The sequence below is a fragment of the Streptomyces yerevanensis genome, from assembly GCF_000716805.1.
GTDB lineage: Bacteria > Actinomycetota > Actinomycetes > Streptomycetales > Streptomycetaceae > Streptomyces > Streptomyces flaveus.
Map to the genome: position 1 here is coordinate 188,932 of NZ_JNWJ01000007.1, position 25,153 is coordinate 214,084.

20 protein-coding genes are annotated in these 25,153 nt (G+C 68.2%); 18 read left to right on the forward strand and 2 right to left on the reverse strand.

Annotated elements, in window-relative coordinates; all coding sequences use genetic code 11:
* Nucleotides 1-79 precede the first annotated feature (79 nt).
* Nucleotides 80-925 (reverse strand): C40 family peptidase, encoded by an 846-nt coding sequence (locus OP79_RS09375; protein ID WP_033319563.1) that lies wholly within the window; start codon nt 923-925, stop codon nt 80-82.
* An 813-nt stretch (nt 926-1,738) separates the two neighbouring features.
* Here OP79_RS09375 and OP79_RS09380 point away from each other — a divergent pair.
* From OP79_RS09380 to recQ, 15 genes are all read left to right on the forward strand, one after another.
* Nucleotides 1,739-2,098 carry an NADH-quinone oxidoreductase subunit A gene (locus tag OP79_RS09380; protein ID WP_033319564.1) on the forward strand — a complete coding sequence of 120 codons (360 nt, stop codon included), beginning with the start codon at nt 1,739-1,741 and terminating at the stop codon, nt 2,096-2,098.
* 32 nt (nt 2,099-2,130) lie between these two features.
* Nucleotides 2,131-2,685: a NuoB/complex I 20 kDa subunit family protein gene (locus OP79_RS09385; protein ID WP_010041554.1), complete on the forward strand. Its 555-nt coding sequence runs from the start codon at nt 2,131-2,133 to the stop codon at nt 2,683-2,685.
* Nucleotides 2,682-3,431: an NADH-quinone oxidoreductase subunit C gene (locus OP79_RS09390; RefSeq protein ID WP_033319565.1), complete on the forward strand. Its 750-nt coding sequence runs from the start codon at nt 2,682-2,684 to the stop codon at nt 3,429-3,431. The genes OP79_RS09385 and OP79_RS09390 overlap by 4 nt, the downstream gene beginning before the upstream one ends.
* Complete coding sequence (locus tag OP79_RS09395; protein WP_033319566.1) at nt 3,428-4,750, forward strand: NADH-quinone oxidoreductase subunit D; 1,323 nt, start codon at nt 3,428-3,430, stop codon at nt 4,748-4,750. The genes OP79_RS09390 and OP79_RS09395 overlap by 4 nt, the downstream gene beginning before the upstream one ends.
* A gap of 50 nt (nt 4,751-4,800) precedes the next feature.
* Nucleotides 4,801-5,610 (forward strand): NADH-quinone oxidoreductase subunit NuoE, encoded by an 810-nt coding sequence (nuoE, locus tag OP79_RS09400; protein ID WP_373302372.1) that lies wholly within the window; start codon nt 4,801-4,803, stop codon nt 5,608-5,610.
* Nucleotides 5,607-6,965 (forward strand): NADH-quinone oxidoreductase subunit NuoF, encoded by a 1,359-nt coding sequence (gene nuoF, locus OP79_RS09405; protein WP_106972336.1) that lies wholly within the window; start codon nt 5,607-5,609, stop codon nt 6,963-6,965. The genes nuoE and nuoF overlap by 4 nt, the downstream gene beginning before the upstream one ends.
* A complete protein-coding gene (locus tag OP79_RS09410; protein WP_033319569.1) occupies nt 6,962-9,466 on the forward strand; it encodes an NADH-quinone oxidoreductase subunit G in 2,505 nt (834 codons plus the stop codon). The genes nuoF and OP79_RS09410 overlap by 4 nt, the downstream gene beginning before the upstream one ends.
* Nucleotides 9,463-10,842: an NADH-quinone oxidoreductase subunit NuoH gene (nuoH, locus tag OP79_RS09415; protein WP_033319570.1), complete on the forward strand. Its 1,380-nt coding sequence runs from the start codon at nt 9,463-9,465 to the stop codon at nt 10,840-10,842. Before OP79_RS09410 ends, nuoH begins: the two co-directional genes overlap by 4 nt.
* Nucleotides 10,835-11,476: an NADH-quinone oxidoreductase subunit NuoI gene (gene nuoI / locus OP79_RS09420; RefSeq protein ID WP_033319571.1), complete on the forward strand. Its 642-nt coding sequence runs from the start codon at nt 10,835-10,837 to the stop codon at nt 11,474-11,476. Before nuoH ends, nuoI begins: the two co-directional genes overlap by 8 nt.
* Nucleotides 11,473-12,282, forward strand: coding sequence for an NADH-quinone oxidoreductase subunit J (locus tag OP79_RS09425; protein WP_033319572.1), 810 nt, complete (start codon nt 11,473-11,475; stop codon nt 12,280-12,282). The genes nuoI and OP79_RS09425 overlap by 4 nt, the downstream gene beginning before the upstream one ends.
* Nucleotides 12,279-12,578 carry an NADH-quinone oxidoreductase subunit NuoK gene (nuoK, locus tag OP79_RS09430; RefSeq protein ID WP_033319573.1) on the forward strand — a complete coding sequence of 100 codons (300 nt, stop codon included), beginning with the start codon at nt 12,279-12,281 and terminating at the stop codon, nt 12,576-12,578. The genes OP79_RS09425 and nuoK overlap by 4 nt, the downstream gene beginning before the upstream one ends.
* Nucleotides 12,579-12,592: 14 nt before the next feature.
* Nucleotides 12,593-14,539: an NADH-quinone oxidoreductase subunit L gene (gene nuoL / locus OP79_RS09435; RefSeq protein ID WP_033319574.1), complete on the forward strand. Its 1,947-nt coding sequence runs from the start codon at nt 12,593-12,595 to the stop codon at nt 14,537-14,539.
* A 5-nt stretch (nt 14,540-14,544) separates the two neighbouring features.
* Entirely contained in the window at nt 14,545-16,116 is a 1,572-nt protein-coding gene (locus OP79_RS09440) for an NADH-quinone oxidoreductase subunit M (RefSeq protein WP_033319575.1), read from the forward strand.
* Nucleotides 16,113-17,762, forward strand: coding sequence for an NADH-quinone oxidoreductase subunit NuoN (gene nuoN / locus OP79_RS09445; protein WP_033319576.1), 1,650 nt, complete (start codon nt 16,113-16,115; stop codon nt 17,760-17,762). The genes OP79_RS09440 and nuoN overlap by 4 nt, the downstream gene beginning before the upstream one ends.
* A 204-nt stretch (nt 17,763-17,966) precedes the next feature.
* Nucleotides 17,967-19,985 (forward strand): DNA helicase RecQ, encoded by a 2,019-nt coding sequence (gene recQ, locus OP79_RS09450; RefSeq protein WP_051744536.1) that lies wholly within the window; start codon nt 17,967-17,969, stop codon nt 19,983-19,985.
* A 47-nt stretch (nt 19,986-20,032) separates the two neighbouring features.
* Here recQ and fahA read toward each other — a convergent pair whose 3' ends face one another.
* Nucleotides 20,033-21,247 (reverse strand): fumarylacetoacetase, encoded by a 1,215-nt coding sequence (gene fahA, locus OP79_RS09455; protein ID WP_033319577.1) that lies wholly within the window; start codon nt 21,245-21,247, stop codon nt 20,033-20,035.
* 262 nt (nt 21,248-21,509) lie between these two features.
* Between fahA and OP79_RS09460 the strand changes: the two genes are divergently transcribed.
* From OP79_RS09460 to OP79_RS09470, 3 genes are all read left to right on the forward strand, one after another.
* Entirely contained in the window at nt 21,510-22,367 is an 858-nt protein-coding gene (locus OP79_RS09460; RefSeq protein ID WP_051744537.1) for a Cof-type HAD-IIB family hydrolase, read from the forward strand.
* Between the two features lie 312 nt (nt 22,368-22,679).
* Complete coding sequence (locus OP79_RS09465; protein WP_033319578.1) at nt 22,680-23,690, forward strand: polyprenyl synthetase family protein; 1,011 nt, start codon at nt 22,680-22,682, stop codon at nt 23,688-23,690.
* A 185-nt stretch (nt 23,691-23,875) separates the two neighbouring features.
* Nucleotides 23,876-24,910 (forward strand): CHRD domain-containing protein, encoded by a 1,035-nt coding sequence (locus OP79_RS09470; protein WP_033319579.1) that lies wholly within the window; start codon nt 23,876-23,878, stop codon nt 24,908-24,910.
* Nucleotides 24,911-25,153: the final 243 nt, after the last annotated feature.

The window sequence follows — 25,153 nt, forward strand, 5'->3', positions numbered from 1 at the left end:
CCGGGAGGCCGGCTGAGCGCGCGTCTAAGGGCCGCTTCCCCCGCTGGGGAGGCGGCCCTTCAGCAGCGTGACCGGAGGGTCAGAGAACGCGCACAGCGCCGCTCGCCGGGTAGCCCGACAGATCCTGGATGACGACACCCTTGCTGGGGTTCGCGGCGTCCAGGTACTTGCCCCCGCCGATGTAGACACCCGTGTGGTACGCCGAGCCCTTGCCACCCCAGTACAGGATGTCGCCGACCTGGATGTCGGACAGCGGGACGTCGGTCCCGACCGTCGACTGGTCCTGCGAGACGCGCGGCAGGTCGACGCCGACCTGCTTGAACGCGGCCTGGACCAGGCTGGAGCAGTCCCAGGAGTCGGGACCCGTGGCGCCCATGACGTAGGCGTCGCCGACCTGTGCCTTGAGGAAGCTGATGACCGTACCGACGCTGCCGCTCGCCGGGGCCGGGACATCGGTCTCGGCGGAGCTCGAGGGCGCGGAGGCCGTCAGGGTGGTCCGCTCGGCGGCCCGTGAGGCGGCCTCCTCCGCGGCGGCCTTGCGCTCGGCCTCGGCCTTCTTCTTGGCCTCCGCCTTCTTCTTCGCGTCGGCGAGGTCGGCCTTGGCCTGCTTGGCCGCCTTGGCGGCGGCCGCGTCACGCTCGGCCAACAGCTCGTAGTCGGCCGCGGCCTGCTGGGTGGCAGCCGCGGACTCGGCCACGGTGGCGGACAGGTCCGCCGTGAGCGTGGGCAGTTCGATCGTCTGGGTCACGGGCTCGGCCGCGTTCGCCGATCCGGCCGCAGCCCCCACTGCCAGGGTGCTGAGGACGCCACCGGCAACTCCGGCGCGCATCGCGAGCGTCGAACTGCTGCGAGGCCGGGGTTTCCGGTGGCTGCGTATGTGAGCGGTGTGGGACATGAGTCCAACCGGTATCAGGGGCTCCTCCATATCTTCAAGAAACGTGTGGTGCGCCACAGTTGTTCAATGGACCGCCAAAATCCCGGGCGTGGCGTTCTTTATTGACGCCGTATCGGGCATAGCGGACACCGTCCACCGGGCTCCTGAGCAAGGCCTTTTCGCATTACGTCCGAATTGCCCGCCGCTTACCATTCGTTGAGGCCGATGGCCAAGCCCCGTTTGTGCGCACCGACCTCGAGTGTGACGCAGGTCACGGGACGACCGCTGCGGTGGATGCGTCGCACACGCCGGCCGGATCCGCGACAACTCTTGTGTCTCAGTCGGATCTCAAGTTCGTGTTCCGTTCGTGAACGGATGCACGCACTCCCGTCTGTCCACACCGGTGACCCAACTCCCCCCGAAGTGTGAACGAGTTCCTCTACCAAGTGTTGGTGTCCAGCGCCAATTTGCTTGTGGCTGCAGCCTCTTGGTAATGGGCCACACTGCTGGACCTGCGTTAACGAGCGAAATTGTCACTTCTGGTGATCACTCGGACGCCTCCTGAACGAAGGCCACTGCACCTCCGACTTCATGATCGATCGCCAGGTGGTGGAGATCACAAAGACGTTGTCGTACCCCGTGTCGCAGATCACAGACCGGCAGGCATAAGATGCGTGGCAGTTGGGCTTGTGACCTGCTTCACATGTACGCGATCTTCGTGAAGCCGCACGGGGCTTGTGAGTCTCGGGAAGCTGACGGAGCCTGTGAGCTTCGTGGGGCGGGCGAAGTCCGACGAACCTCCCCAGCCTCCGGCCGGGGGGACCCCCGCAAGCAGTCAATGCCGACTGAGAGGAGCGAGGAGCGGTGAACGCGTATGCGCCCATCCTCGTACTGGGAGCCCTCGGGGCAGGCTTTGCGATCTTCTCCGTGGTCATGGCCACGCTTATCGGTCCAAAGCGGTACAACCGGGCCAAGCTCGAGGCTTACGAGTGCGGTATCGAGCCGACCCCCACGCCGGCCGGCGGCGGGCGGTTCCCCATCAAGTACTACCTGACGGCGATGCTCTTCATCATTTTCGATATCGAGATCGTCTTCCTCTATCCCTGGGCCGTCACCTTCGACGCCCTTGGGGTATTCGGGCTCGTGGAGATGCTGCTCTTCGTGCTCACCGTCTTCGTCGCGTACGCGTACGTATGGCGGCGCGGCGGCCTGGAATGGGACTGAACCCCGGATAGGGGACAGAGGAGCCACTGAGCATGGGACTGGAAGAAAAACTGCCGAGCGGTTTTCTGCTGACCACCGTCGAGCAGGCCGCTGGGTGGGTGCGCAAGTCATCCGTCTTTCCCGCCACCTTCGGCCTCGCCTGCTGCGCCATCGAGATGATGACGACCGGCGCCGGCCGCTACGACCTGGCGCGCTTCGGCATGGAGGTCTTCCGCGGCTCACCGCGCCAGGCCGACCTGATGATCGTCGCCGGACGTGTCAGCCAGAAGATGGCGCCGGTGCTGCGGCAGGTCTATGACCAGATGCCGAACCCCAAGTGGGTGATCTCCATGGGGGTCTGCGCGTCGTCGGGAGGGATGTTCAACAACTACGCGATCGTGCAGGGCGTCGATCACATCGTCCCTGTCGACATCTATCTGCCCGGCTGTCCGCCACGGCCCGAGATGCTGATGGACGCGATTCTCAAGCTGCACCAGAAGATCCAGACCTCGAAGCTCGGCGTGAACGCCGAGGAGGCGGCCCGCGAGGCGGAGGAAGCGGCGCTCAAGGCGCTCCCCACCATCGAGATGAAGGGCCTGCTGCGGTGAGCGACGCGAACGACAAAGGCGGCAACGGGGTCAACCCCGAGAAGGACCTGGCCGCCTCCAACCTCCCCGGCCAGCGCGGCGACCAGGGCGAGGAGATCCGCGTCCAGCGCGGCATGTTCGGCGCCAACAACGGCGGCGACACCTCCGGCTACGGCGGCCTGGTCCGCTCCGTCCGGCTGCCGGGGCCCGCCGGCCGACCGTACGGCGGCTGGTTCGACGAGGTCGCCGACGAGCTGGAGGGCGCCCTGGAGGAACAGGGCCTCGTCCCCGAGAACGCCATCGAGAAGACGGTCGTCGACCGCGACGAGATCACCTTCCACATCGAACGCGAGCACCTGGTCCGTGTCGCGCAGACCCTGCGCGACGACCCGGCCCTCCGCTTCGAGCTGTGCACGGGGGTGAGCGGGGTCCACTACCCCGGCGACAAGGGCCGCGAGCTGCACGCCGTCTACCACCTGCGCTCGATCACCCACAACCGGCTGATCCGCCTCGAAGTCAGCGCCCCGGACCGTGAGCCGCACATCCCGTCCCTGGTCTCCGTCTATCCGACGAACGACTGGCATGAGCGCGAGACGTACGACTTCTTCGGCATCGTCTTCGACGGCCACCCGGCCCTGACGCGGATCATGATGCCGGACGACTGGCAGGGCTTCCCGCAGCGCAAGGACTACCCCCTCGGCGGCATCCCCGTCGAGTACAAGGGCGCCCAGATCCCGGCTCCGGACCAGCGGAGGTCCTACTCATGAGCACTCAGTCAGCAGCCGCACGCGAGACCACGGAAGGCACCGTCTACACGGTCACCGGTGGCGACTGGGACGAGGTCGTCCAGACCGCGGCCCGGGCCGACGACGAGCGCATCGTCGTCAACATGGGCCCGCAGCACCCGTCCACCCACGGCGTGCTCCGGCTGATCCTGGAGATCGACGGCGAGACGGTCACCGAAGCCCGCTGCGGAATCGGTTATCTGCACACCGGCATCGAGAAGAACCTCGAGTTCCGCACGTGGACACAGGGCACGACCTTCGTGACGCGCATGGACTACCTGACCTCGTTCTTCAACGAGACCGGGTACTGCCTCGCCGTCGAGAAGCTCCTCGGCATCGAGGACCAGGTCCCCGACCGCGCCTCCATCATCCGAGTGCTCCTGATGGAGCTGAACCGGCTCTCCTCGCACCTGGTGTGCATCGCCACCGGCGGCATGGAACTCGGCGCCACCACGATCATGATCTACGGCTTCCGTGATCGTGAACTCGTTCTCGACATCTACGAGCTGATCACCGGCCTGCGCATGAACCACGCGTACATCCGGCCCGGCGGCCTCGCCCAGGACCTGCCTCCGGGCGCGGTGGACCAGATCCGCGAGTTCGTGAAGAAGATGAGGAAGAACCTTCCCGAGTACGACAAGCTCGCCACCGGGAACCCCGTCTTCAAGGCCCGTATGCAGGACATCGGCTACCTCGACCTGGCCGGCTGCATGGCCCTCGGCGCCACCGGCCCGATCCTCCGCTCGGCCGGCCTCCCGCACGACCTGCGCAAGGCGCAGCCGTACTGCGGCTACGAGACGTACGACTTCGACGTCCCGACCGCCGACACCTGCGACGCGTACGGGCGCTTCCTGATCCGCCTGGAGGAGATGCGCCAGTCGCTGCGGATCATCGAGCAGTGCCTGGACCGGCTGGAGCCCGGTCCGGTCATGGTCGCCGACAAGAAGATCGCCTGGCCCGCTCAGTTGGCCCTCGGCCCGGACGGCCTGGGCAACTCCCTCGACCACATCAAGCAGATCATGGGCACCTCGATGGAGTCCCTGATCCACCACTTCAAGCTGGTGACCGAGGGCTTCAGGGTCCCGCCCGGCCAGGCGTACGCCGCCGTCGAGTCGCCCAAGGGCGAACTCGGGGTGCATGCCGTGTCCGACGGCGGCACCCGCCCCTACCGGGTCCACTACCGCGACCCGTCCTTCACCAATCTGCAGGCCATGGCGGCGATGTGCGAGGGCGGCCAGGTCGCCGACGTCATCGTCGCCGTCGCGTCCATCGACCCCGTGATGGGAGGCGTCGACCGGTGACCACCACTCCTTCCGAGCAGGGCGTACAGGCGCAGGGCGTCAGCCTGGGCATGCCCCAACTGCCCGCGCCCGACTACCCGGACGACGTTCGAGCCCGGCTCGAGGCCGACGCGCGCGAAGTCATCGCCCGCTACCCGGACTCCCGGTCCGCCCTCCTGCCGTTGCTGCATCTCGTGCAGTCGGAGGAGGGCCATGTCACGCGCACCGGCATGCAGTTCTGCGCCGACATGCTGGACCTGACCACGGCCGAGGTCACCGCGGTCGCCACCTTCTACACCATGTACCGGCGCAAGCCCTCCGGTGACTACCAGGTGGGCGTCTGCACCAACACCCTGTGCGCGGTGATGGGCGGCGACGCGATCTTCGAGGCCCTCCAGGACCACCTCGGTGTTGGCAACGGCGAGACCACCGACGACGGCAAGGTCACCCTGGAGCACATCGAGTGCAACGCGGCCTGCGACTTCGCACCGGTCGTGATGGTCAACTGGGAGTTCTTCGACAACCAGACCGTGCAAACCGCGAAGCGCCTCGTGGACGACCTGCGCGCGGGAGCACAGGTCGAACCGACGCGCGGCGCCCCCATGTGCACGTTCAAGGAGACCGCACGGGTCCTGGCCGGATTCCCCGACGAGCGCCCCGGAGCCGTCGAGGCGGGCGGCAGCGCCGGACCGGCCTCACTGACCGGCCTCCGGCTGGCGAAGGGCGAGACGACTCCCGCGCGCGTGGTGCACCCGCGGGCCTCCGGTGGTCCGCAGGACCAGCCGCCCGCCGAGCACCTCAGCTCGCATGACGCGCCGCAGCGAACCTCGGCCTCCGACCCCGCGCATCCTGCGGGCCCGGTCTCCGAGGAGGGGGAGTGATGACCTTGGCAGCCGAGATCAAAGACACCAGCCCGGAGAAGCTGCTCTCACCCGTGCTGTCGGCCTTCTGGGACGAGGACAAGTCCTGGACGCTGGACGTGTACCGAAGGCACGAGGGGTACGAGGGGCTCCGCAAGGCCCTCGCCATGTCGCCGGACGACCTCATCGCGTACGTGAAGGACTCCGGTCTGCGCGGACGCGGCGGCGCGGGATTCCCCACGGGCATGAAGTGGCAGTTCATTCCGCAGGGCGACGGCAAGCCTCACTATCTGGTTGTCAACGCCGACGAATCGGAACCGGGCACCTGCAAGGACATCCCGCTTCTCTTCGCGAACCCGCATAGCCTCATCGAGGGCATCGTGATCGCCTGTTACGCGATCCGGTCTTCGCATGCCTTCATCTATCTGCGCGGTGAAGTTGTCCCCGTGCTGAGGCGGCTGCACGAGGCAGTACGGGAGGCGTATGCGGCGGGATACCTCGGCGAGAACATCCTGGGCAGCGGACTCGACCTCCAGGTCACCGTGCACGCGGGCGCGGGCGCGTACATCTGTGGTGAGGAGACCGCACTGCTCGACTCGCTCGAGGGCCGCCGTGGCCAGCCGCGACTTCGTCCCCCCTTTCCTGCTGTCGCGGGGCTCTACGCGTGCCCGACTGTTGTAAATAACGTCGAGTCGATCGCGTCAGTTCCCGCGATTCTGAACAAGGGAAAGGAATGGTTCAGGTCGATGGGCAGCGAGAAGTCCCCGGGCTTCACGCTCTACTCGCTCAGCGGCCATGTCGCCCGTCCCGGTCAGTACGAGGCGCCGCTCGGCATCACGCTGCGCCAGCTGCTCGACATGAGCGGCGGGATGCGGCCCGGGCACCGGCTCAAGTTCTGGACGCCGGGCGGCTCTTCGACCCCGATGTTCACCGACGAGCACCTCGACGTCCCTCTTGATTACGAAGGAGTGGGTGCCGCGGGTTCCATGCTCGGCACCAAAGCTCTGCAGTGCTTCGACGAGACGACGTGTGTCGTGCGGGCGGTGACGCGGTGGACGGAGTTCTACGCCCATGAGTCCTGCGGCAAGTGCACGCCCTGCCGCGAAGGGACGTACTGGCTCGTGCAGTTGCTGCGCGACATCGAGGCCGGCAAGGGCGTCATGTCCGACCTCGACAAGCTGAACGACATCGCCGACAACATCAACGGCAAGTCCTTCTGTGCCCTCGGCGACGGCGCCGCCTCGCCGATCTTCTCCTCCCTCAAGTACTTCCGCGAGGAGTACGAGGAGCACATCACCGGTCGGGGCTGTCCCTTCGATCCGGCGAAGTCGACGGCCTGGGCCGACAAGGACAAGCACGCGGAGGTGAACGCATGACTGTGACCACCAGCGCTCCCTCCGGGGGCGGAGAGGCGGCGGTTCCGCCGGAAGATCTCGTCTCGCTGACCATCGACGGCATCGAGATCAGCGTGCCCAAGGGCACCCTGGTCATCCGCGCCGCCGAACAGCTCGGCATCGAGATCCCCCGCTTCTGCGACCACCCTCTCCTCGACCCGGCTGGCGCCTGCCGCCAGTGCATCGTCGAGGTCGAGGGCCAGCGCAAGCCCATGGCGTCCTGCACGATCACCTGCACGGACGGCATGGTCGTCAAGACCCATCTCACCTCTCCTGTCGCCGAGAAGGCCCAGAAGGGTGTGATGGAGCTGCTGCTCATCAACCACCCGCTGGACTGCCCGGTCTGCGACAAGGGCGGCGAGTGCCCTCTGCAGAACCAGGCCATGTCGCACGGCAACGCCGAGTCCCGCTTCGAGGGCAAGAAGCGGACGTTCGAGAAGCCCGTCCCGATCTCGTCCCAGGTGCTGCTCGACCGTGAGCGGTGCGTGCTGTGCGCCCGGTGCACCCGGTTCAGCAACCAGGTCGCGGGCGACCCGATGATCGAGCTGCTCGAACGGGGCGCACTCCAGCAGGTCGGCACCGGAGAGGGCGACCCCTTCGAGTCGTACTTCTCCGGGAACACCATCCAGATCTGCCCGGTGGGCGCGCTGACGTCGGCGGCGTACCGCTTCCGCTCGCGCCCCTTCGACCTCGTCTCCTCGCCCTCGGTGTGCGAGCACTGCTCCGGCGGCTGCGCGACCCGTACCGACCACCGGCGCGGCAAGGTCATGCGGCGGCTCGCGGCTCCCGACCCCGAAGTCAACGAGGAGTGGATGTGCGACAAGGGGCGGTTCGGCTTCCGGTACGCACAGCAGCGGGACCGTCTGACGACGCCCCTCGTACGGGGTGAATCCGGTGAGCTGGAGCCCGCTTCGTGGCCCGAGGCCCTTTCGGCGGCGGCCGAGGGGCTGTTGGCGGCCCGTTCCAGGACCGGTGTCCTGACCGGGGGCCGGCTGACCGTCGAAGACGCCTACGCGTACAGCAAGTTCGCGCGCGTGGCCCTCGACACCAACGACATCGACTTCCGCGCGCGCGTGCACAGCGGCGAGGAGGCCGACTTCCTGGCCGCCCGGGTCGCCGGACGAGGCCGGGACCTCGACGGTACGGGCGTCACGTACACCTCTCTGGAGAAGGCGCCCGCCGTCCTGCTCGTCGGCATCGAGGCCGAGGAGGAGGTGCCCGGGGTCTTCCTGCGGCTGCGCAAGGCCTGGCGGGGACACGGACAGAAGACGTTCGCGCTCGCCACGCACGCGACCCGCGGACTGGAGAAGGCCGGCGGCACGCTGCTGCCCGCAGCGCCCGGCACCGAGACCGAGTGGCTCGACGCGCTGGCGTCCGGCGTCGGCCTGGAGGGCGACGGCGCGACGGCCTCCGAGGCACTGCGCGCCGAGGGTGCCGTGATCGTCGTCGGGGAGCGGCTGGCCGCCGTGGCGGGCGGGCTCACCGCCGCCGTACGGGCCGCCGCCGCGACCGGTGCCGAACTGGTGTGGATCCCGCGCAGGGCCGGGGAGCGCGGCGCCATCGAGGCGGGCGCGCTGCCCTCGCTGCTGCCGGGCGGGCGTCCGGCCACCGACTCGCGCGCGCGGGTCGAGGTCGCCGCGGCCTGGGGAATCTCCGAACTCCCGCTCCGGTACGGCCGCGACACGGGCCAGATCGTCGAGGCCGCCGCCACCGGTGAACTGGCCGCGCTCGTCGTGGCCGGCGTCGAGGTCGTGGACCTGCCCGACCCGGCACGCGCGCGTGCGGCACTGTCCGAAGTGGGCTTCCTGGTGTCGCTCGAACTGCGCCCCAGTGAGGTCACCGAGCACGCGGATGTCGTCCTCCCCGTCGCCGCGGTCGCGGAGAAGGCGGGCACCTTCCTCAACTGGGAGGGCCGGGCACGGTCCTTCGAGGCGGCGCTCAAGCCCGACCAGATGACCCGCCGTCTGGCGCCGGCCGACGCCCGTGTCCTGCAGATGCTCGCGGACGCCATGGACGTACACCTGGGACTGCCCGATCTGCGCACCGCGCGAGTGGAACTCGACCGGCTCGGCGCCTGGGACGGGGCACAGGCCACCGAGCTCCGTCAGACAGCGGCCGAACTGCCGCGCCCCGCCGCCGGGGAGGCCGTGCTCGCCGGGCACCGGTTGCTGCTCGACCAGGGCCGCCTCCAGGAGGGCGACGAGGCGCTCGCCGGGACCCGGCATGCCGCACGCGCGCGCGTGTCGCCCGCCACGGCAGCCGAGGCCGGTGTCAAGGACGGCGATGTACTGGCCGTGACCGGTCCTTCCGGAGTCGTCGAATTCCCGTTGCAGATCACGGAGATGCCCGACCGCGTGGTGTGGCTCCCGCTGAACTCCGCCGGGGGAGGCGTCGCCTCCGACACGGGCACGCTCCCCGGTGACCTCGTCCGCATCGGCCCGGCGACGCTCGCTCCCGAAGCCCCCAAGGAGGTGAAGGCATGACCCCGTACTTCGCCGCGGAGGACCTCTCCATGTTCGGCCGCGACCCCTGGTGGCTGGTCGTCATCAAGGCGGTCTTCTGCTTCGCCTTCCTGATGTTGACCGTGCTCTTCTCCATCGTGTGGGAGCGCAAGGTCGTCGCCTGGATGCAGCTGCGCATCGGCCCCAACCGGCACGGCCCCTGGGGCATGCTCCAGTCGCTCGCCGACGGCATCAAGCTGATGCTCAAGGAAGACCTCATCGTCAAGCGCGCGGACAAGGTGGTCTACATCCTTGCGCCGATCGTCGCCGCGATCCCGGCCTTCATGGCGATCGCCGTGATCCCCTTCGGGCCGGCCGGCAACGAGATCTCGATCTTCGGTCACCGCACCACGATGCAGCTCACCGACCTGCCGATCGCGATGCTCTACATCCTCGCGGTCGCCTCGGTGGGCATCTACGGGATCGTGCTGGCGGGTTGGAGTTCTGGATCCACCTATCCGCTGCTGGGCGGTCTGCGCTCCTGCGCGCAGATGATCTCGTACGAGATCGCCATGGGCGCCGCCTTCGCTTCGGTGTTCCTGTACTCCGGCTCCATGTCGACGTCGGAGATCGTCGCCCAGCAGCACGACCGCTGGTACATCATCCTGCTGCCGGTGTCGTTCCTGATCTACATCGTGACGATGGTCGGCGAGACCAACCGCGCGCCGTTCGACATGCCGGAGTCCGAGGGCGACCTGGTCGGCGGCTTCAACACCGAGTACTCGTCCATCAAGTTCGCGCTGTTCATGCTCGCCGAGTACGTGAACATGGTGACCGTCTCGGCGGTCTCCGTGACGCTCTTCCTGGGCGGCTGGCGGGCCCCGTGGCCCATCAGCACCTTCTGGGAGGGAGCCAACCACGGCTGGTGGCCGATGCTCTGGTTCGTGGTGAAGGTGCAGCTGCTGCTGTTCTTCTTCATCTGGCTGCGCGGCACGCTGCCCCGCGTCCGCTACGACCAGCTGATGAAGCTCGGCTGGAAGGTCCTCATCCCGGTCTCCGTGGTGTGGCTGATGGCCGTCGCGACCGTGCGGACCCTGCGCAACGAGAACTACGACTTCGCCGACATCGCCCTCTACATCGCCGGCGGTGTCATCGCCCTGCTGTTGCTCTCGTTCCTCGTCGACATGTTCCGCGACCGGAAGTCCGCCGAGGAGGTGCGGGAAGCGCCTGCCGAGGCCGTCGCCTTCGACCCGATGGCGGGCGGATTCCCCGTACCACCGCTGCCGGGACAGACCCTGCCACCGGTGCCGCGGCGACGCCCGCGCCGGGAGCGGGAGTTGATTGTCAGTGGTGGGGTCGATACTGCCAGTGACGAATCTGATGGACCTCGTGACGGAAAGGAGGCGTCCGATGGCTGATGAGCAGAAGGAGACCAAACCCGGTTTCCAGAATCCCGTCGCAGGCTTCGGCGTGACCTTCAAGGCCATGTTCAAGAAGCGGCTGACCGAGCAGTATCCGGAGCAGCAGAAGACCACCGCTCCGCGATTCCACGGCCGGCACCAGCTCAACCGCCATCCGGACGGCCTGGAGAAGTGCATCGGCTGCGAGCTGTGCGCCTGGGCCTGCCCGGCGGACGCCATCTATGTGGAGGGCGCGGACAACACCGAGGAGGAGCGCTACTCCCCGGGCGAGCGGTACGGCCGCGTCTACCAGATCAACTACGCCCGCTGCATCCTGTGCGGCCTTTGCATCGAGGCGTGCCCCACGCGCGCGTTGACGATGACGAACGAGTTCGAGCTGGCCGACAGCAGCCGCGCCAACCTCATCTACACCAAGGAGCAGCTGCTCGCCGGCCTCGACGAGGGCATGGTCGACTCTCCGCACTCGATCTTCCCGGGCACGGACGAGCAGGACTACTACCGGGGCCTGGTCACGGAGGCGGCGCCGGGTACGGAGCGTCAGGTGGCCCTCTCCAAGGGAGAGGTGCCGCAGGAGGCCGCCTCGACCTTCGGCGAGGACGAGCCGGCTTCGGAGAAGGTGATCGGTCGATGACGGATCTCGCCGCCTACACCACCTCCACCGGAGAGGCCTTCCAGTTCTGGGTTCTCGGCACCATCGCCGTGATCGGCGCCCTGTGCACCGTCTTCATGAAGAAGGCCGTGCACAGCGCGCTCTGCCTCGCCGGGACCATGATCATCCTGGCGGTGTTCTACCTCGCCAACGGCGCGTACTTCCTGGGCATCGTGCAGGTCGTCGTCTACACCGGCGCGATCATGATGCTGTTCCTCTTCGTGGTCATGCTCGTCGGCGTCACCGCCGCCGACTCCCTGAAGGAGACCATCAAGGGGCAGCGCTGGCTGGCTCTCCTGTGCGGCCTCGGCTTCGGCATCCTGCTCTGCGCGGGAATCGGCAACGCCTCCCTGAACGAGTTCAACGGCCTGGGCCAGGCCAACGCCGGTGGCAACGTGGAGGGTCTCGCCGCCCTCATCTTCACGAAGTACGTCTTCGCCTTCGAGCTCACCGGCGCCCTGCTCATCACGGCCGCCGTCGGCGCCATGGTGCTCACGCACCGGGAGCGCACCGAGCGGGCCAAGACCCAGCGCGAGATGGCCGAGGAGCGCGTACGGGAAGGCAAGCAGCTCCCGCCGCTGCCCGCCCCCGGCGTCTACGCCCGGCACAACGCGGTGGACATCGCGGGCCTCCTCCCGGACGGCACCGCGTCCGAACTCACCGTCATCAAGACGCTGCGGGAGCGCGGCCAGATCCGCGATGTGTCCAACGAGGCGATCAATGACCTCAAGGCCCTGGAGCAGCGCGCGGAGGAACGGCTCGGCCGGGAAGAGGAGGCCACGAAGTGAATCCCGTCAACTACCTCTACCTCGCCGCCCTGTTGTTCACGATCGGCGCCTCCGGCGTCCTGATCAGGCGGAACGCGATCGTGGTGTTCATGTGCGTCGAGCTCATGCTCAACGCTTGCAACCTCGCGCTCGTGGCCTTCTCCCGGATGCACGGCAATCTCGACGGCCAGATCATCGCCTTCTTCACGATGGTCGTCGCCGCCGCGGAGGTCGTGGTCGGGCTCGCGATCATCGTGTCCCTGTTCCGTTCCCGCCACTCGGCCTCGGTCGACGACGCCAGCCTGATGAAGCTCTAAGGGGTCGCTGAATCGTGGAGAATCTGATTGCGCTGCTGGTAGCGGCGCCTCTGCTCGGAGCGGCCGTACTGCTGTGCGGCGGCCGGCGGCTCGATGCTGTCGGCCACTGGATCGGCACCGTCCTCGCGGCCGCCTCCTTCGTGATCGGTGCGATCCTCTTCGCCGACATGCTCGGAAAGGGCGCGGAAGAACGGGAGATGACCCAGCACCTGTTCAGCTGGGTCCCCGTAGAGGGCTTCCAGGCCGACGTCGCCTTCCAACTCGACCAGCTGTCGATGACGTTCGTCCTGCTGATCAGCGGCGTCGGCTCGCTGATCCACGTGTACTCGATCGGGTACATGGAGCACGACGAGCGGCGCCGCCGCTTCTTCGGCTATCTGAACCTGTTCCTCGCGGCGATGCTGCTGCTCGTCCTCGCCGACAACTACCTGCTGCTGTACGTCGGCTGGGAGGGCGTCGGCCTCGCCTCGTACCTGCTGATCGGCTTCTGGCAGCACAAGCCCAGCGCTGCCACGGCCGCGAAGAAGGCCTTCCTGGTCAACCGCGTCGGCGACATGGGCCTCTCGATCGCGATCATGCTGATGTTCGCGTGGTTCGGCACCTTCGCCTTCGGGCCCGTGCTGGAGGCGACGGGCGAGACGAGCGAGGGCAAGCTCACCGCCATCGGCCTGATGCTGCTGCTCGCCGCCTGCGGCAAGTCCGCCCAGGTGCCGCTGCAGTCCTGGCTCGGGGACGCGATGGAGGGCCCGACCCCGGTCTCGGCTCTGATCCACGCTGCGACGATGGTGACCGCGGGCGTGTACCTGATCGTCCGCTCCGGCACGATCTTCAACGCCGCGCCGGACGCCCAGCTGGCCGTCACCGTCGTCGGCGCCGTCACGCTCCTGTTCGGTGCGATCGTCGGTTGCGCGAAGGACGACATCAAGAAGGCGCTCGCCGGCTCGACCATGTCGCAGATCGGCTACATGATCCTCGCCGCGGGCCTCGGCCCCATCGGCTACGTCTTCGCGATCATGCACCTGGTGACGCACGGCTTCTTCAAGGCCGGGCTGTTCCTCGGTGCCGGTTCGGTCATGCACGGCATGAACGACGAGGTCGACATGAGGAAGTACGGCGGCCTCAGGAAGTACATGCCGGTCACCTTCGTCACCTTCGGCCTCGGTTATCTCGCCATCATCGGCTTCCCCGGTCTGTCCGGCTTCTTCTCCAAGGACAAGATCATCGAGGCTGCCTTCGCCAAGGGCGGCACCGAGGGCTGGATCCTCGGAGGCGTGGCCCTCCTCGGCGCGGCCATCACCGCGTACTACATGACGCGCGTGATGCTGATGACGTTCTTCGGAGAGGAGCGCTGGCGGCACGCTCCGACGCCGTCCCCGGCCGAGCCCAGCGTGGAGCCCGCCGCCGAGACGCACGGCGAGCACGCCGAACCCCACCCGCACGAGTCGCCCAGTTCCATGACGATCCCCATGATCGTGCTGGCCTTCGGCTCGGTGTTCGCGGGAGCGTTCTTCGGTATCGGCGACCGGTTCATCCACTGGCTGGAGCCCGTGACTCACCACGCCCACGGGAACCCGCCGGTCAGCGCGCTGACCGTCACCCTCTCCACGGTGGCCGTGATGGTCATCGGCGTCGGCCTCGCCTACGCCCAGTACGGGCGCCGTCCCGTGCCCGTCGTCGCCCCGCGCGGCTCCCTGCTCACCAGGGCCGCCCGGCGCGACCTCCTCCAGGACGACTTCAACCACGTCGTCCTCGTACGCGGCGGAGAGCACCTCACACGCTCCCTGGTGTACGTCGACCACACCCTGGTCGACGGGGTCGTCAACGGCACGGCGGCCTCGATGGGCGGCCTCTCCGGACGGCTGCGCAGGTTGCAGAACGGCTTCGCGCGCTCGTACGCGGTCTCGATGTTCGGCGGTGCGGCGGTCCTCATCGCCGCGACCCTGCTGATGAGGGCGGTCTGATACCGATGTCCTTTCCACTGCTGACAGCGACGGCGGCGCTCCCGGCCCTCGGGGCGATCGCCACGGCTGCCGTGCCGGCCGCGCGCCGCACCGCCGCCAAATGGCTGGCGCTGCTGGTCTCGCTCGCCACCCTGGTACTCGCCGTGGTGGTCCTGGTCCGCTTCGAGCCCGGCGGCGACCGCTACCAACTCACCGAATCCCACGCCTGGATCGCGGACTTCGGAGTGCGCTACGAGCTGGGTGTGGACGGCATCGGGGTGGCGCTCATCGCGCTGACCGCGCTGCTGATCCCGTTCGTGATCCTCGCGGGCTGGCACGACGCCGACCCCCTGGAGACCCGCAGCAGCCGCTGGCGTCCGACGCAGGGCTTCTTCGCCCTGATCCTCGCCGTCGAGGCGATGGTGATCCTCTCCTTCGAGGCCACCGACGTCTTCCTCTTCTACATCTTCTTCGAAGCCATGCTCATCCCGATGTACTTCCTCATCGGCGGCTTCGGAGACCGCGCTCACGCGGGCACGGACGAGAAGGCGGCGGCCCAACGCTCGTACGCCGCCGTGAAGTTCCTCCTCTACAACCTGGTCGGCGGCCTGATCATGCTGGCCGCCGTGATCGGTCTCTACGTAGTGGCCGGAAACTTCTCGCTCCAGGAGATCGCCGAAGCCCGGGCGAACGGCACGCTGGACATGGCGACCAGCACCGAACGGTGGCTCTTCCTGGGCTTCTTCTTCGCGTTCGCCGTGAAGGCGCCCCTGTGGCCGCTGCACACCTGGCTGCCGAACGCCATGGGGGAGGCCACCGCCCCGGTCGCCGTACTGATCACGGCGGTCGTCGACAAGGTCGGCACCTTCGCGATGCTGCGCTTCTGCCTCCAGCTCTTCCCGGAGGCATCGAAGTGGGCGACGCCGGTCATCCTCGTACTCGCCCTGATCAGCATCGTCTACGGGGCGCTGCTCGCGGTCGGGCAGCGTGACATCAAGCGGCTGGTGGCGTACGCGTCGATCTCGCACTTCGGGTTCATCATCATGGGCATCTTCGCGATGACCAGCCAGGGCCAGTCGGGCGCGACGCTCTACATGGTCAACCACGGGATCTCGACCGCCGCTCTGATGCTGGTGGCCGGTTTCCTGATCTCGCGGCGCGGCTCGCGGCTGATCGCCGACTACGGAGGAGTGCAGAAAGTCGCCCCGGTACTCGCCGGCACCTTCCTGATCGGCAGCCTCGCGACCCTCTCGCTGCCCGGCCTCGCGCCCTTCGTGAGTGAATTCCTGGTCCTGGTCGGCACGTTCACGCGCTACCCGGTGATCGGGATCATCGCCACCTTCGGCATCGTCCTCGCCGCGCTCTACACCCTCGTCCTCTACCAGAGGACGATGACGGGCCCGGTGAAGGCCGAGGTCTCGGCCATGCCCGACCTGAGGGTGCGGGAACTCGTGGTCGTCACCCCGCTGATCGCCCTGTTGATCTTCCTGGGCGTCTTCCCGAAGCCACTCACCGACATCGTCAACCCGGCGGTCGAGCACACCATGTCCGACGTTCAGAAGCAGGACCCCGAGCCTGAGGTGGAGGCGGCCAAGTGAGCGCAACAGCCGTCCACAGCCTGTGGACAATGGCGGCCGATCCGATCGACAAGATCGACGCGCCGAAGATCGAATACGGGCAGTTGTCGCCCACCCTGATCGTCATCGGCGCGGCGATCATCGGCGTGCTCATCGAGGCGTTCGTGCCGCGCAAGTCCCGTTACTACGCCCAGGTGTTCCTGTCCATTGTCTCGCTCGCCGCCGCCTTCGCCGCGGTCATCGCGCTCGCGACCAGGGGATACGGCACCACAAAGGCCGGCATCGTGGCGATGGGCGCCATCGCCGTCGACGGGCCGGCACTCTTCCTGCAGGGCACGATCCTGCTGGCCGGTCTGCTCGGCGTGTTCACCTTCGCCGAACGGCGGCTCGACCCCGTGGCACACGGGAACCAGGTCGACTCGTTCGCCGCGCAGGCCGCGTCCGTGCCGGGCAGCGACAGCGAAAAGGCCGCCGTGAAGGCCGGGTTCACCACCACCGAGGTGTTCCCGCTGCTCCTCTTCGCGATCGGCGGAATGCTCCTCTTCCCGGCCGCCAACGACCTGTTGACGCTGTTCATCGCCTTGGAAGTCTTCTCACTGCCGCTCTACCTGCTGTGCGCCGTGGCCCGCCGCAAGCGGATCATGTCGCAGGAGGCGGCGGTCAAGTACTTCCTGCTCGGCGCCTTCGCCTCCGCGTTCACGCTCTTCGGCATCGCCCTGCTGTACGGCTACGCGGGCTCGGTGTCGTACGCGACGATCGCGCAGGTCGTCGACGGCTCGATCGAGAACGTGACCCCGGCGCTCGCCGAGACGATGGGCAACGACGCGTTGCTGCTCATCGGCGCCGCGATGCTCGTCATGGGCCTGCTGTTCAAGGTGGGCGCGGTGCCGTTCCACATGTGGACTCCGGACGTGTACCAGGGCGCGCCGACACCGGTGACCGGCTTCATGGCCGCCGCCACCAAGGTGGCCGCCTTCGGGGCGCTGCTGCGGCTGCTGTACGTGGTACTGCCGGGCCTGAGCTGGGACTGGCGGCCGGTGATGTGGGCCGTCGCGATCGTCACCATGCTGGGCGGCGCGATCGTCGCGATCACCCAGACCGACATCAAGCGGCTCCTGGCGTACTCGTCGATCGCCCACGCGGGCTTCATCCTCGCCGGTGTCATCGCGACCTCGGCGGACGGAATCTCGTCCGTGCTCTTCTACCTGGGGGCGTACTCCTTCGTCACGATCGGGGCGTTCGCGGTCGTGACCCTGGTGCGGGACGCGGGCGGCGAGGCCACGCATCTGTCCAAGTGGGCGGGGCTCGGGCGGCGTTCGCCCCTGGTGGCGGCGGTGTTCGCGGTCTTCCTGCTGGCCTTCGCGGGCATTCCGCTCACCTCCGGCTTCGCCGGGAAGTTCGCTGTGTTCAAGGCGGCGGCGGAGGGCGGCGCGGGCGCGATCGTCGTGGTCGGTGTGATCTCGTCGGCCATCGCGGCGTTCTTCTACATCCGCGTGATCGTGCTCATGTTCTTCAGCGAGCCGAAGCCGGAGGGGCCGACGGTGGCCGTGCCGTCGCCGCTGACGATGACGGCGATCGCGTTCGGCGTGGTGGTCACGCTCGTACTCGGGGTGGCACCGCAGTACTTCCTCGACCTGGCGGGCCAGGCGGGGGTGTTCGTGCGCTGACGTGCGCACCCGTGCGTCGGGCCCCGGCTCCCTTCGCGGGAGCCGGGGCCTCGTGCGTGTCGGGTGAGAGTCATCGAAGGCGACCTGTGGATAACTCTGAGGCTGTCGGTGCCGGCGCCTATCGTGGACGCAGTGGTCGAGGCACGACGTGCGACGGGGGACAGAGCAATGAGCGGGTTGGGCGGGACGGGCGGGACGGGTGTGATGACCGAAGAGGACAGGGCCGCAGGGCTTGCCGGGCAGGCCGTGGGGCTGGGCGAGAGCAGGGCCGCGGAGCTTGCGGAGAGCGAAGTGCTGGGCACGCTCCGACGTGTCTTCGGGTACGAGGCGTTCCGCGGCGAGCAGGAAGCGGTCATCGAGCATGTGGTGGCCGGCGGCGACGCCGTGGTCCTCATGCCGACGGGCGGCGGCAAGTCGCTCTGCTACCAGATCCCTTCCCTGGTCAGACCCGGTACGGGTGTGGTGGTCTCCCCCCTGATCGCGCTGATGCAGGACCAGGTGGACGCGCTGCGGGCGCTAGGCGTGCGCGCCGGGTTCATGAACTCCACGCAGGACTTCGACGAGCGGCGCGTGGTCGAGGCGGAGTTCCTGGCGGGCGAGCTCGACCTGATCTACCTCGCGCCGGAGCGGCTGCGCCTGGAGTCCACGCTCGATCTGCTCGCCCGCGGCAAGATCTCGGTCTTCGCGATCGACGAGGCGCACTGCGTGTCCCAGTGGGGCCACGACTTCCGCCCCGACTATCTGGCGCTCTCACTGCTGGGTGAGCGCTGGCCCGACGTACCGCGGATCGCACTGACCGCGACGGCCACGCACACGACGCACCAGGAGATCACGCAGCGCCTGGGCATGCCGGACGCCCGCCATTTCGTGGCGAGCTTCGACCGTCCCAACATCCAGTACCGGATCGTGCCGAAGGCCGACCCCAAGAAGCAGTTGCTGTCCTTCCTGAAGGAGGAGCACGCGGGCGACGCGGGCATCGTGTACTGCCTGTCGCGCAACTCCGTGGAGAAGACGGCCGAGTTCCTCTGCCGCAACGGCATCGAGGCGGTGCCGTACCACGCGGGACTGGACGCGGGCACGCGCGCGGCGCACCAGTCGCGGTTCCTGCGCGAGGAAGGCCTGGTCGTCTGCGCCACCATCGCCTTCGGCATGGGCATCGACAAGCCGGACGTACGGTTCGTCGCCCATCTCGACCTGCCGAAGTCGGTCGAGGGCTACTACCAGGAGACGGGCCGCGCGGGCCGCGACGGACTGCCGTCCACGGCCTGGATGGCGTACGGCCTGAACGACGTCATACAGCAACGCAAGCTGATCCAGTTGAGCGAGGGCGACGAGGCGTTCCGGCGCCGGGCCGCGATGCACCTCGACGCGATGCTCGCGCTGTGCGAGACCGTTCAGTGCCGCCGAGCCCAACTGCTCGCCTACTTCGGCCAGGACGCCGAGACCACGGCGTGCGGGAACTGCGACACCTGCCTGGTCCCTCCGGAGACCTGGGACGGCACGGTCGCGGCTCAGAAGGTGCTGTCCACGGTGGTGCGGTTGCAGCGCGAGCGCGGGCAGAAGTTCGGGGCGGTCCAGATCGTCGACATTCTGCTCGGGAACAGAACCGCCAAGGTCATACAATTTGACCATGACCAGCTGTCCGTTTTCGGCATCGGCGAGGAGCTGTCCGAGGGCGAATGGCGAGGAGTCGTACGGCAGTTGCTGGCCCAGGGACTGCTCGCGGTCGAGGGCGAGTACGGGACGCTCGTACTGACCGAGGCGAGCGGAACGGTGCTGCGGCGTGAGCGGGAGGTCCCGCTGCGCAAGGAGCCGAAGAAGCCGGTGACCGCGAAGTCGGCGTCGCCCAGAGGCGAGCGCAAGGCCAAGGCCGCGGCGGTCGAGCTGCCCGAGGAGCTGGTCCCCGTCTTCGAGGCCCTGCGCACGTGGCGTGCGGCGCAGGCCAAGGAGCAGGGAGTTCCGGCGTACGTCATCTTCCACGACGCGACACTTCGGGAGATCGCCACGGTGGGGCCCACGTCCATCGCGGAGTTGGGCGGGATCGGCGGAGTGGGCGAGAAGAAGCTCGCGACGTATGGGGATGGGGTCCTCGGGGTGCTTGCCTCCCTGGCTCCGGTGTCACCGGCTCCCGCGGCCGAGGGCGAGGACTCGGAGACGCAGGAGCCGGATCCGGAGGACTGGGGCGAGCCCGACGAGCCCGACGGGCCGGACGACTGGATATAGGGGACCGGGTGGGACAGGTGGCCGGGTGAGGCAGAGCGGATGAGCGGTCACACGCTCGGTACGACCTGCCCCGTCACCTCGCCCAGTTCCACCCGGGTTCCGTTCGGCCCCGGTGCCCAGGCCGTCAGCGTGACGACGTCGCCGTCCTCGAGGAACGTCCGCTTGCCGTTGGGGAGTTCGAGGGTGTCGCGTCCGTTCCAGGTCAGCTCCAGCAGCGAGCCGCGTTCGCGCTCGTCGGCTCCGCTCACCGTTCCCGAACCGTAGAAGTCACCGGTGCGCAGAGAGGCGCCGTTCACCGTCATGTGGGCCAACTGCTGGGCGGCGGTCCAGTACATGGTGGAGAAGGGCGGCTCGGAGATGACATGGCCGTTGAGGGCGACGGAGATACGCAGGTCGTAGCCGCCGGGTTCCTCGGAGGCGTCGTCCAGGTAGGGGAGCAGGGGGTGAGTACGGGACGGGGGCGCGACCCGGGCGTCATCCAGGGCGTCGAGCGGTGTGATCCAGGCCGACACCGACGTGGCGAAGGACTTGCCGAGGAAGGGGCCGAGGGGGACGTACTCCCAGGCCTGGAGGTCGCGCGCGGACCAGTCGTTGAGGAGGCAGAGGCCGAAGACGTGGTCGCGGAAGTCGCTCAGCGGCACCCGTGAGCCCATGGCGGAGGGCGTACCCACCACGAAGCCGACCTCCGCCTCGATGTCCAGGCGGACGGACGGCCCGAAGACCGGCTCGGGGTCCGTGGGCCCTTTGCGCTGGCCACAGGGGCGTACCACATCCGTGCCGGACACCACGACGGTGCCGGACCGGCCGTGGTAACCGATCGGCAGGTGCTTCCAGTTGGGGGTGAGGGAGTCGGCGGCGTCGGGGCGGAACATCTTGCCGACGTTGCGGGCGTGGTTTTCCGATGCGTAGAAGTCGACGTAGTCCGCGACCGTGAAGGGGAGGTGCAGGGTGACTTCGGAGAGCGGGTGCAGCAGGGGTTCGACGGTTTCCCGGTGGGCGGGCACGGTCACCCATGCCGTGATCGCTCGTCGCACGTCCGACCAGGCTGTGCGGCCCGCCGCGAGCAAGGGGTCGAGGGAGCGACGGGCGAGCAAACGGACGTACGGGGAGCCGAGTGCCCGGGCCGCGCCGCCCACGTCGAGGACGTGGTCGCCCAGCCGGACGCCGACACCGCGCTCCTGGGAGCCGGCTGGGGAGAACACGCCGTACGGAAGATTGTGGGGACCGAAGGGATCGCCCTCGGGGACCTCGAAGGGGGGCATCGGGTGCTGCCTCGCTTTCCGTGTGGGTGGGGATCACGTTACGGGGGAGTTGCGCGCGGGGCGTCCGAGAGGCTTACGACTCGCACGCCGGAGGCTTACGACTCGCTCGCCGCGGCTCGCTGCCACGCCAGGAGGTCGGCGACGAGTTCGGGCGGATTGGCGCCCCGGTGGCCTCCACGGTGACGCGGGGGATGGTCGAGGTTTCGGACGTCGTCCGGTTCGGGCCGGGTCGATGGGCCGTTCTGGTCCGTATTCTCTGATCATGGCCGCACCGATCGCATATTCACTTATCGCCACTGACCTGGACGGAACGCTGCTCCGCGGCGACGACACCCTCTCCGACCGGTCACGGACCGCGCTGGCGATGGCGGTCACGGCGGGGGCCCGGCACCTCGTGGTGACGGGGCGCCCGGCGCCGCGCGTACGGCCGTTGCTCGACGAACTGGGCGGTCAGGGGCTGGCGGTGTGCGGGCAGGGGGCGCAGTTGTACGACGCCGGGGCCGACCGCATGGTGTGGTCGGTGACCCTGGACCGGGAACTGGCCGAGACGGCGCTCGGCAAGATAGAGGCGGAGGTCGGGGACGTGTACGCGGCGGTGGACCAGGACGGTGTCGACGGGCTCACGTTGATCGAACCGGGTTACGAGATGCCGCATCCGACCTTGCCGGCGGTACGGATCCTCCACCGCGACGACCTCTGGACAGAACCCATCAGCAAGGTGCTGCTGCGCCATCCGTACCTGACGGACGACGAGTTGGCGTCGGCGGCCCGCGGAGCGGTCGGTTCCCTCGCCACTGTCACGATGTCCGGCCCCGGCACCGTCGAACTTCAGCCATGTGGAGTGACCAAGGCGACAGGCCTGGCACTCGCCGCCGCCCACCTCGGTCTCACAGACACCACAACGATCGCCTTCGGTGACATGCCGAACGACATCCCCATGTTCGACTGGGCAACCCACGGCGTAGCGATGGCCAACGCCCACCCCGAACTCAAGGCGGTGGCCGACGAGGTGACCTTGTCGAACGAGGAGGACGGCATCGCGGTGGTACTGGAGCGGCTGTTCCGCCAAACGGCGGCCGTCACAGAAACAGCTCCTCGAGTGCGCGGGCGTACGCCCTGAAGCACGGTGTCCTCCAGGGCTCGGGCGATCTCCGAGGTGGCGGGAACGGAACCTTCCGTGCCGTGTGCCTCGTTGTCATAGCAGGTCGGCTGGAACCTGCCGTGAGTGATCCGATAGTGCCTGGTCTGGACGGGCGGGCGCTCACTGTGATCGAAAGGCGACCGGATACGCTGACTTGAGTGCGAGCAGCGACACATCGACAAACGCTTACAGCACACACGACACATACAGCACCCAAAGAAGCAACAGCAGCAACCGCACCAAGAGCACGCAGAGACCGCCCTTGAGAGCGTCAGCAGACAGGAGACCCTCGTGACCGTCGTCGGGCCGTTCGGGCTGAGCGTGCGGGACCAGGCTCTCGAAGCCGATGTCCAGGCCGGATTGGCGGCTGTCGAGGAAGGCCTGCTCGAGGCCACCAAGAGCGAGGTCCCGTTCATCACGGAGGCCGCGCAGCACCTGGTGCGCGCGGGCGGCAAGCGGTTCCGGCCGCTGCTCGTGATGCTCGCCGCGCAGTTCGGGGACCCGTACGCGCCGGGCGTCGTGCCCTCCGCCGTGGTCGTGGAGCTGACCCACCTCGCCACGCTGTACCACGACGACGTGATGGACGAGGCGGACGTACGCCGCGGAGTGCCCAGCGCGAACACCCGCTGGGGCAACTCGGTGGCGGTCCTCACCGGCGACTTCCTGTTCGCGCGTGCCTCGCACATCCTGGCCGACCTCGGGCCGGAGGCGGTACGGATCCAGGCCGAGGCGTTCGAGCGCCTGGTGACCGGGCAGATCCTGGAGACGGCCGGACCTCGCGACGGACGCGACCCGATCGACCACTACCTGGACGTGATCGGCGGCAAGACCGGCTCGCTGATCGCCGTGTCGGGACGGTTCGGCGCGATGATGTCGGGCGCCGACGAGACCGTGGTGGACGTGCTCACGCAGTACGGGGAGCGGCTCGGCGTCGCCTTCCAGCTCGCCGACGACGTACTGGACATCGCGAGCGACTCGCGCGAGTCCGGCAAGACACCGGGCACCGACCTGCGCGAGGGCATCCCCACCCTCCCCGTGCTGCGGCTGCGTGAGCGCGTGGAGCGGCTCGGTCTGGCCGAGGACATCGCACTGTCCGAGCTGCTCGACTCGGACCTGACGGACGACGCCCGGCATGCCGAGGCGCTCTCCCTGATCCGCGCCCACCCGGCCCTGGAGCAGGCCCGCCGTGACACCGTGCGGTACGCCGAGGAGGCCCGCGCCACGCTCGTACCGCTGCCGGAGTGCGACGCGAAGGCGGCGCTCGTGGAGCTGTGCGACGCGGTGGTGCACCGGGCGGGCTGATCCCGCCGCAGTCCCTGAACGAGGGTCCCGTACCAGGCTCCCGGCCCAGGGCTCCTTCCAGGCTCCTGATTCAGAGTGACGCACGTCACATAGTTGGATTGAGTCCAGACTCAGATCCACTCCGTAACTATGCCCAGAAGCTGACGCAGGGGGTGTCAGCTGAGTTACGGGGAGAAAACAGAATCATGGGGACATTCGTTACGTCCGCGAAGCGTCGTAAGAGCCTGGTCATCTCCGGTGTCGCGGTGGCCGCCGCGGCCGGTGTCGCCGCTGCAGTCATCCCGGCGGTCGCCGACAGCGGGAACCGGTCCAACGGCAGCGCCAAGGACAAGGGCGCGAACCACGCGCAGCACGGGGGCCAGTCCATCGAGGTGCAGAGCGGCCTCGCGGGCGGCGGTGGCAGCGGCGGCACCATCCTCGCCGCGAGCCTCAACGGTGTGAACGAGGTGCCGGTCCAGGGCGGCCCCGCCGTCGGCGACAAGGACGGCGCGGCGCTCCAGTTCGTGAAGGTCAAGGGCGACAAGGTGTCCGTCGCGGTCAAGTGGCGCGGCACCGACAAGCCGACCCTCCTCCACATCCACCAGGGCGCCAAGGGCGTCAACGGCGGCGTCAAGGTCGACTTCACCAAGCTGCTGGAGAAGGCCAAGGGCCGTACGGTCACCGGCACGGTCAAAGTCGAGGACACCGCCCTCCTCGACCAGCTGAAGTCCAACCCGGGTGGTTTCTACGCCAATCTGCACACCGCCGAGTTCCCGGGCGGAGCCGTCCGAGGCCAACTCCACAAGGTCACCACGGACTTCGACTTCAGGAACGCGCTGCACAACTTCCAGGCCTCCGTCATCAAGGGCAAGCAGATCTACGAGTGCAAGACGGCGGACGACGGCACCACCGCCTTCGCGCAGCGTGATGTGCGCGCCGTACTCGGCGGTGGCATCGCGCATTCCTTCGTGAAGCCCAACTCCGGTACGCCGCAGTGGATCGCGCCGGACCGCAGCGCGGTCACCGGTGCGCTGATCTCCAAGACGCCGAACGGCGACAAGAACATCCCGGAGCTGGACCTCAAGGCCACTCAGTCCGGCAAGCACCGCGGGCTGTTGGCCGGTACGGCCGAGATCCTTCGGCTGAACACGGTGGGCGGGGTGGCTCCCGCCGGGGCCTGTGAAGAGGGGACCATCGTGGGTGTCCCGTACGGGGCGGACTACGTGTTCATCAACCGGTGATCCATAGGCTGTCGAGCCGGTGATCCACGGCCTGTTGAGGCGATGACCGGCCGGCTCTGAACGGCTTACGGGCGGCGTCCTCCCGCACAACCCTTACGGGGCGGGAGGGGCGCCGCCCACTCGTGTCATACCCCAGCAGTACACGGAGTTGGCTCCGAGGTCTGACGCTTCTCGTCGGCCGATTTGGTCAGATTGGAGACACCACTTCACAGGAGTTCGGGTGACAATGGCGGCCGGGGTGGA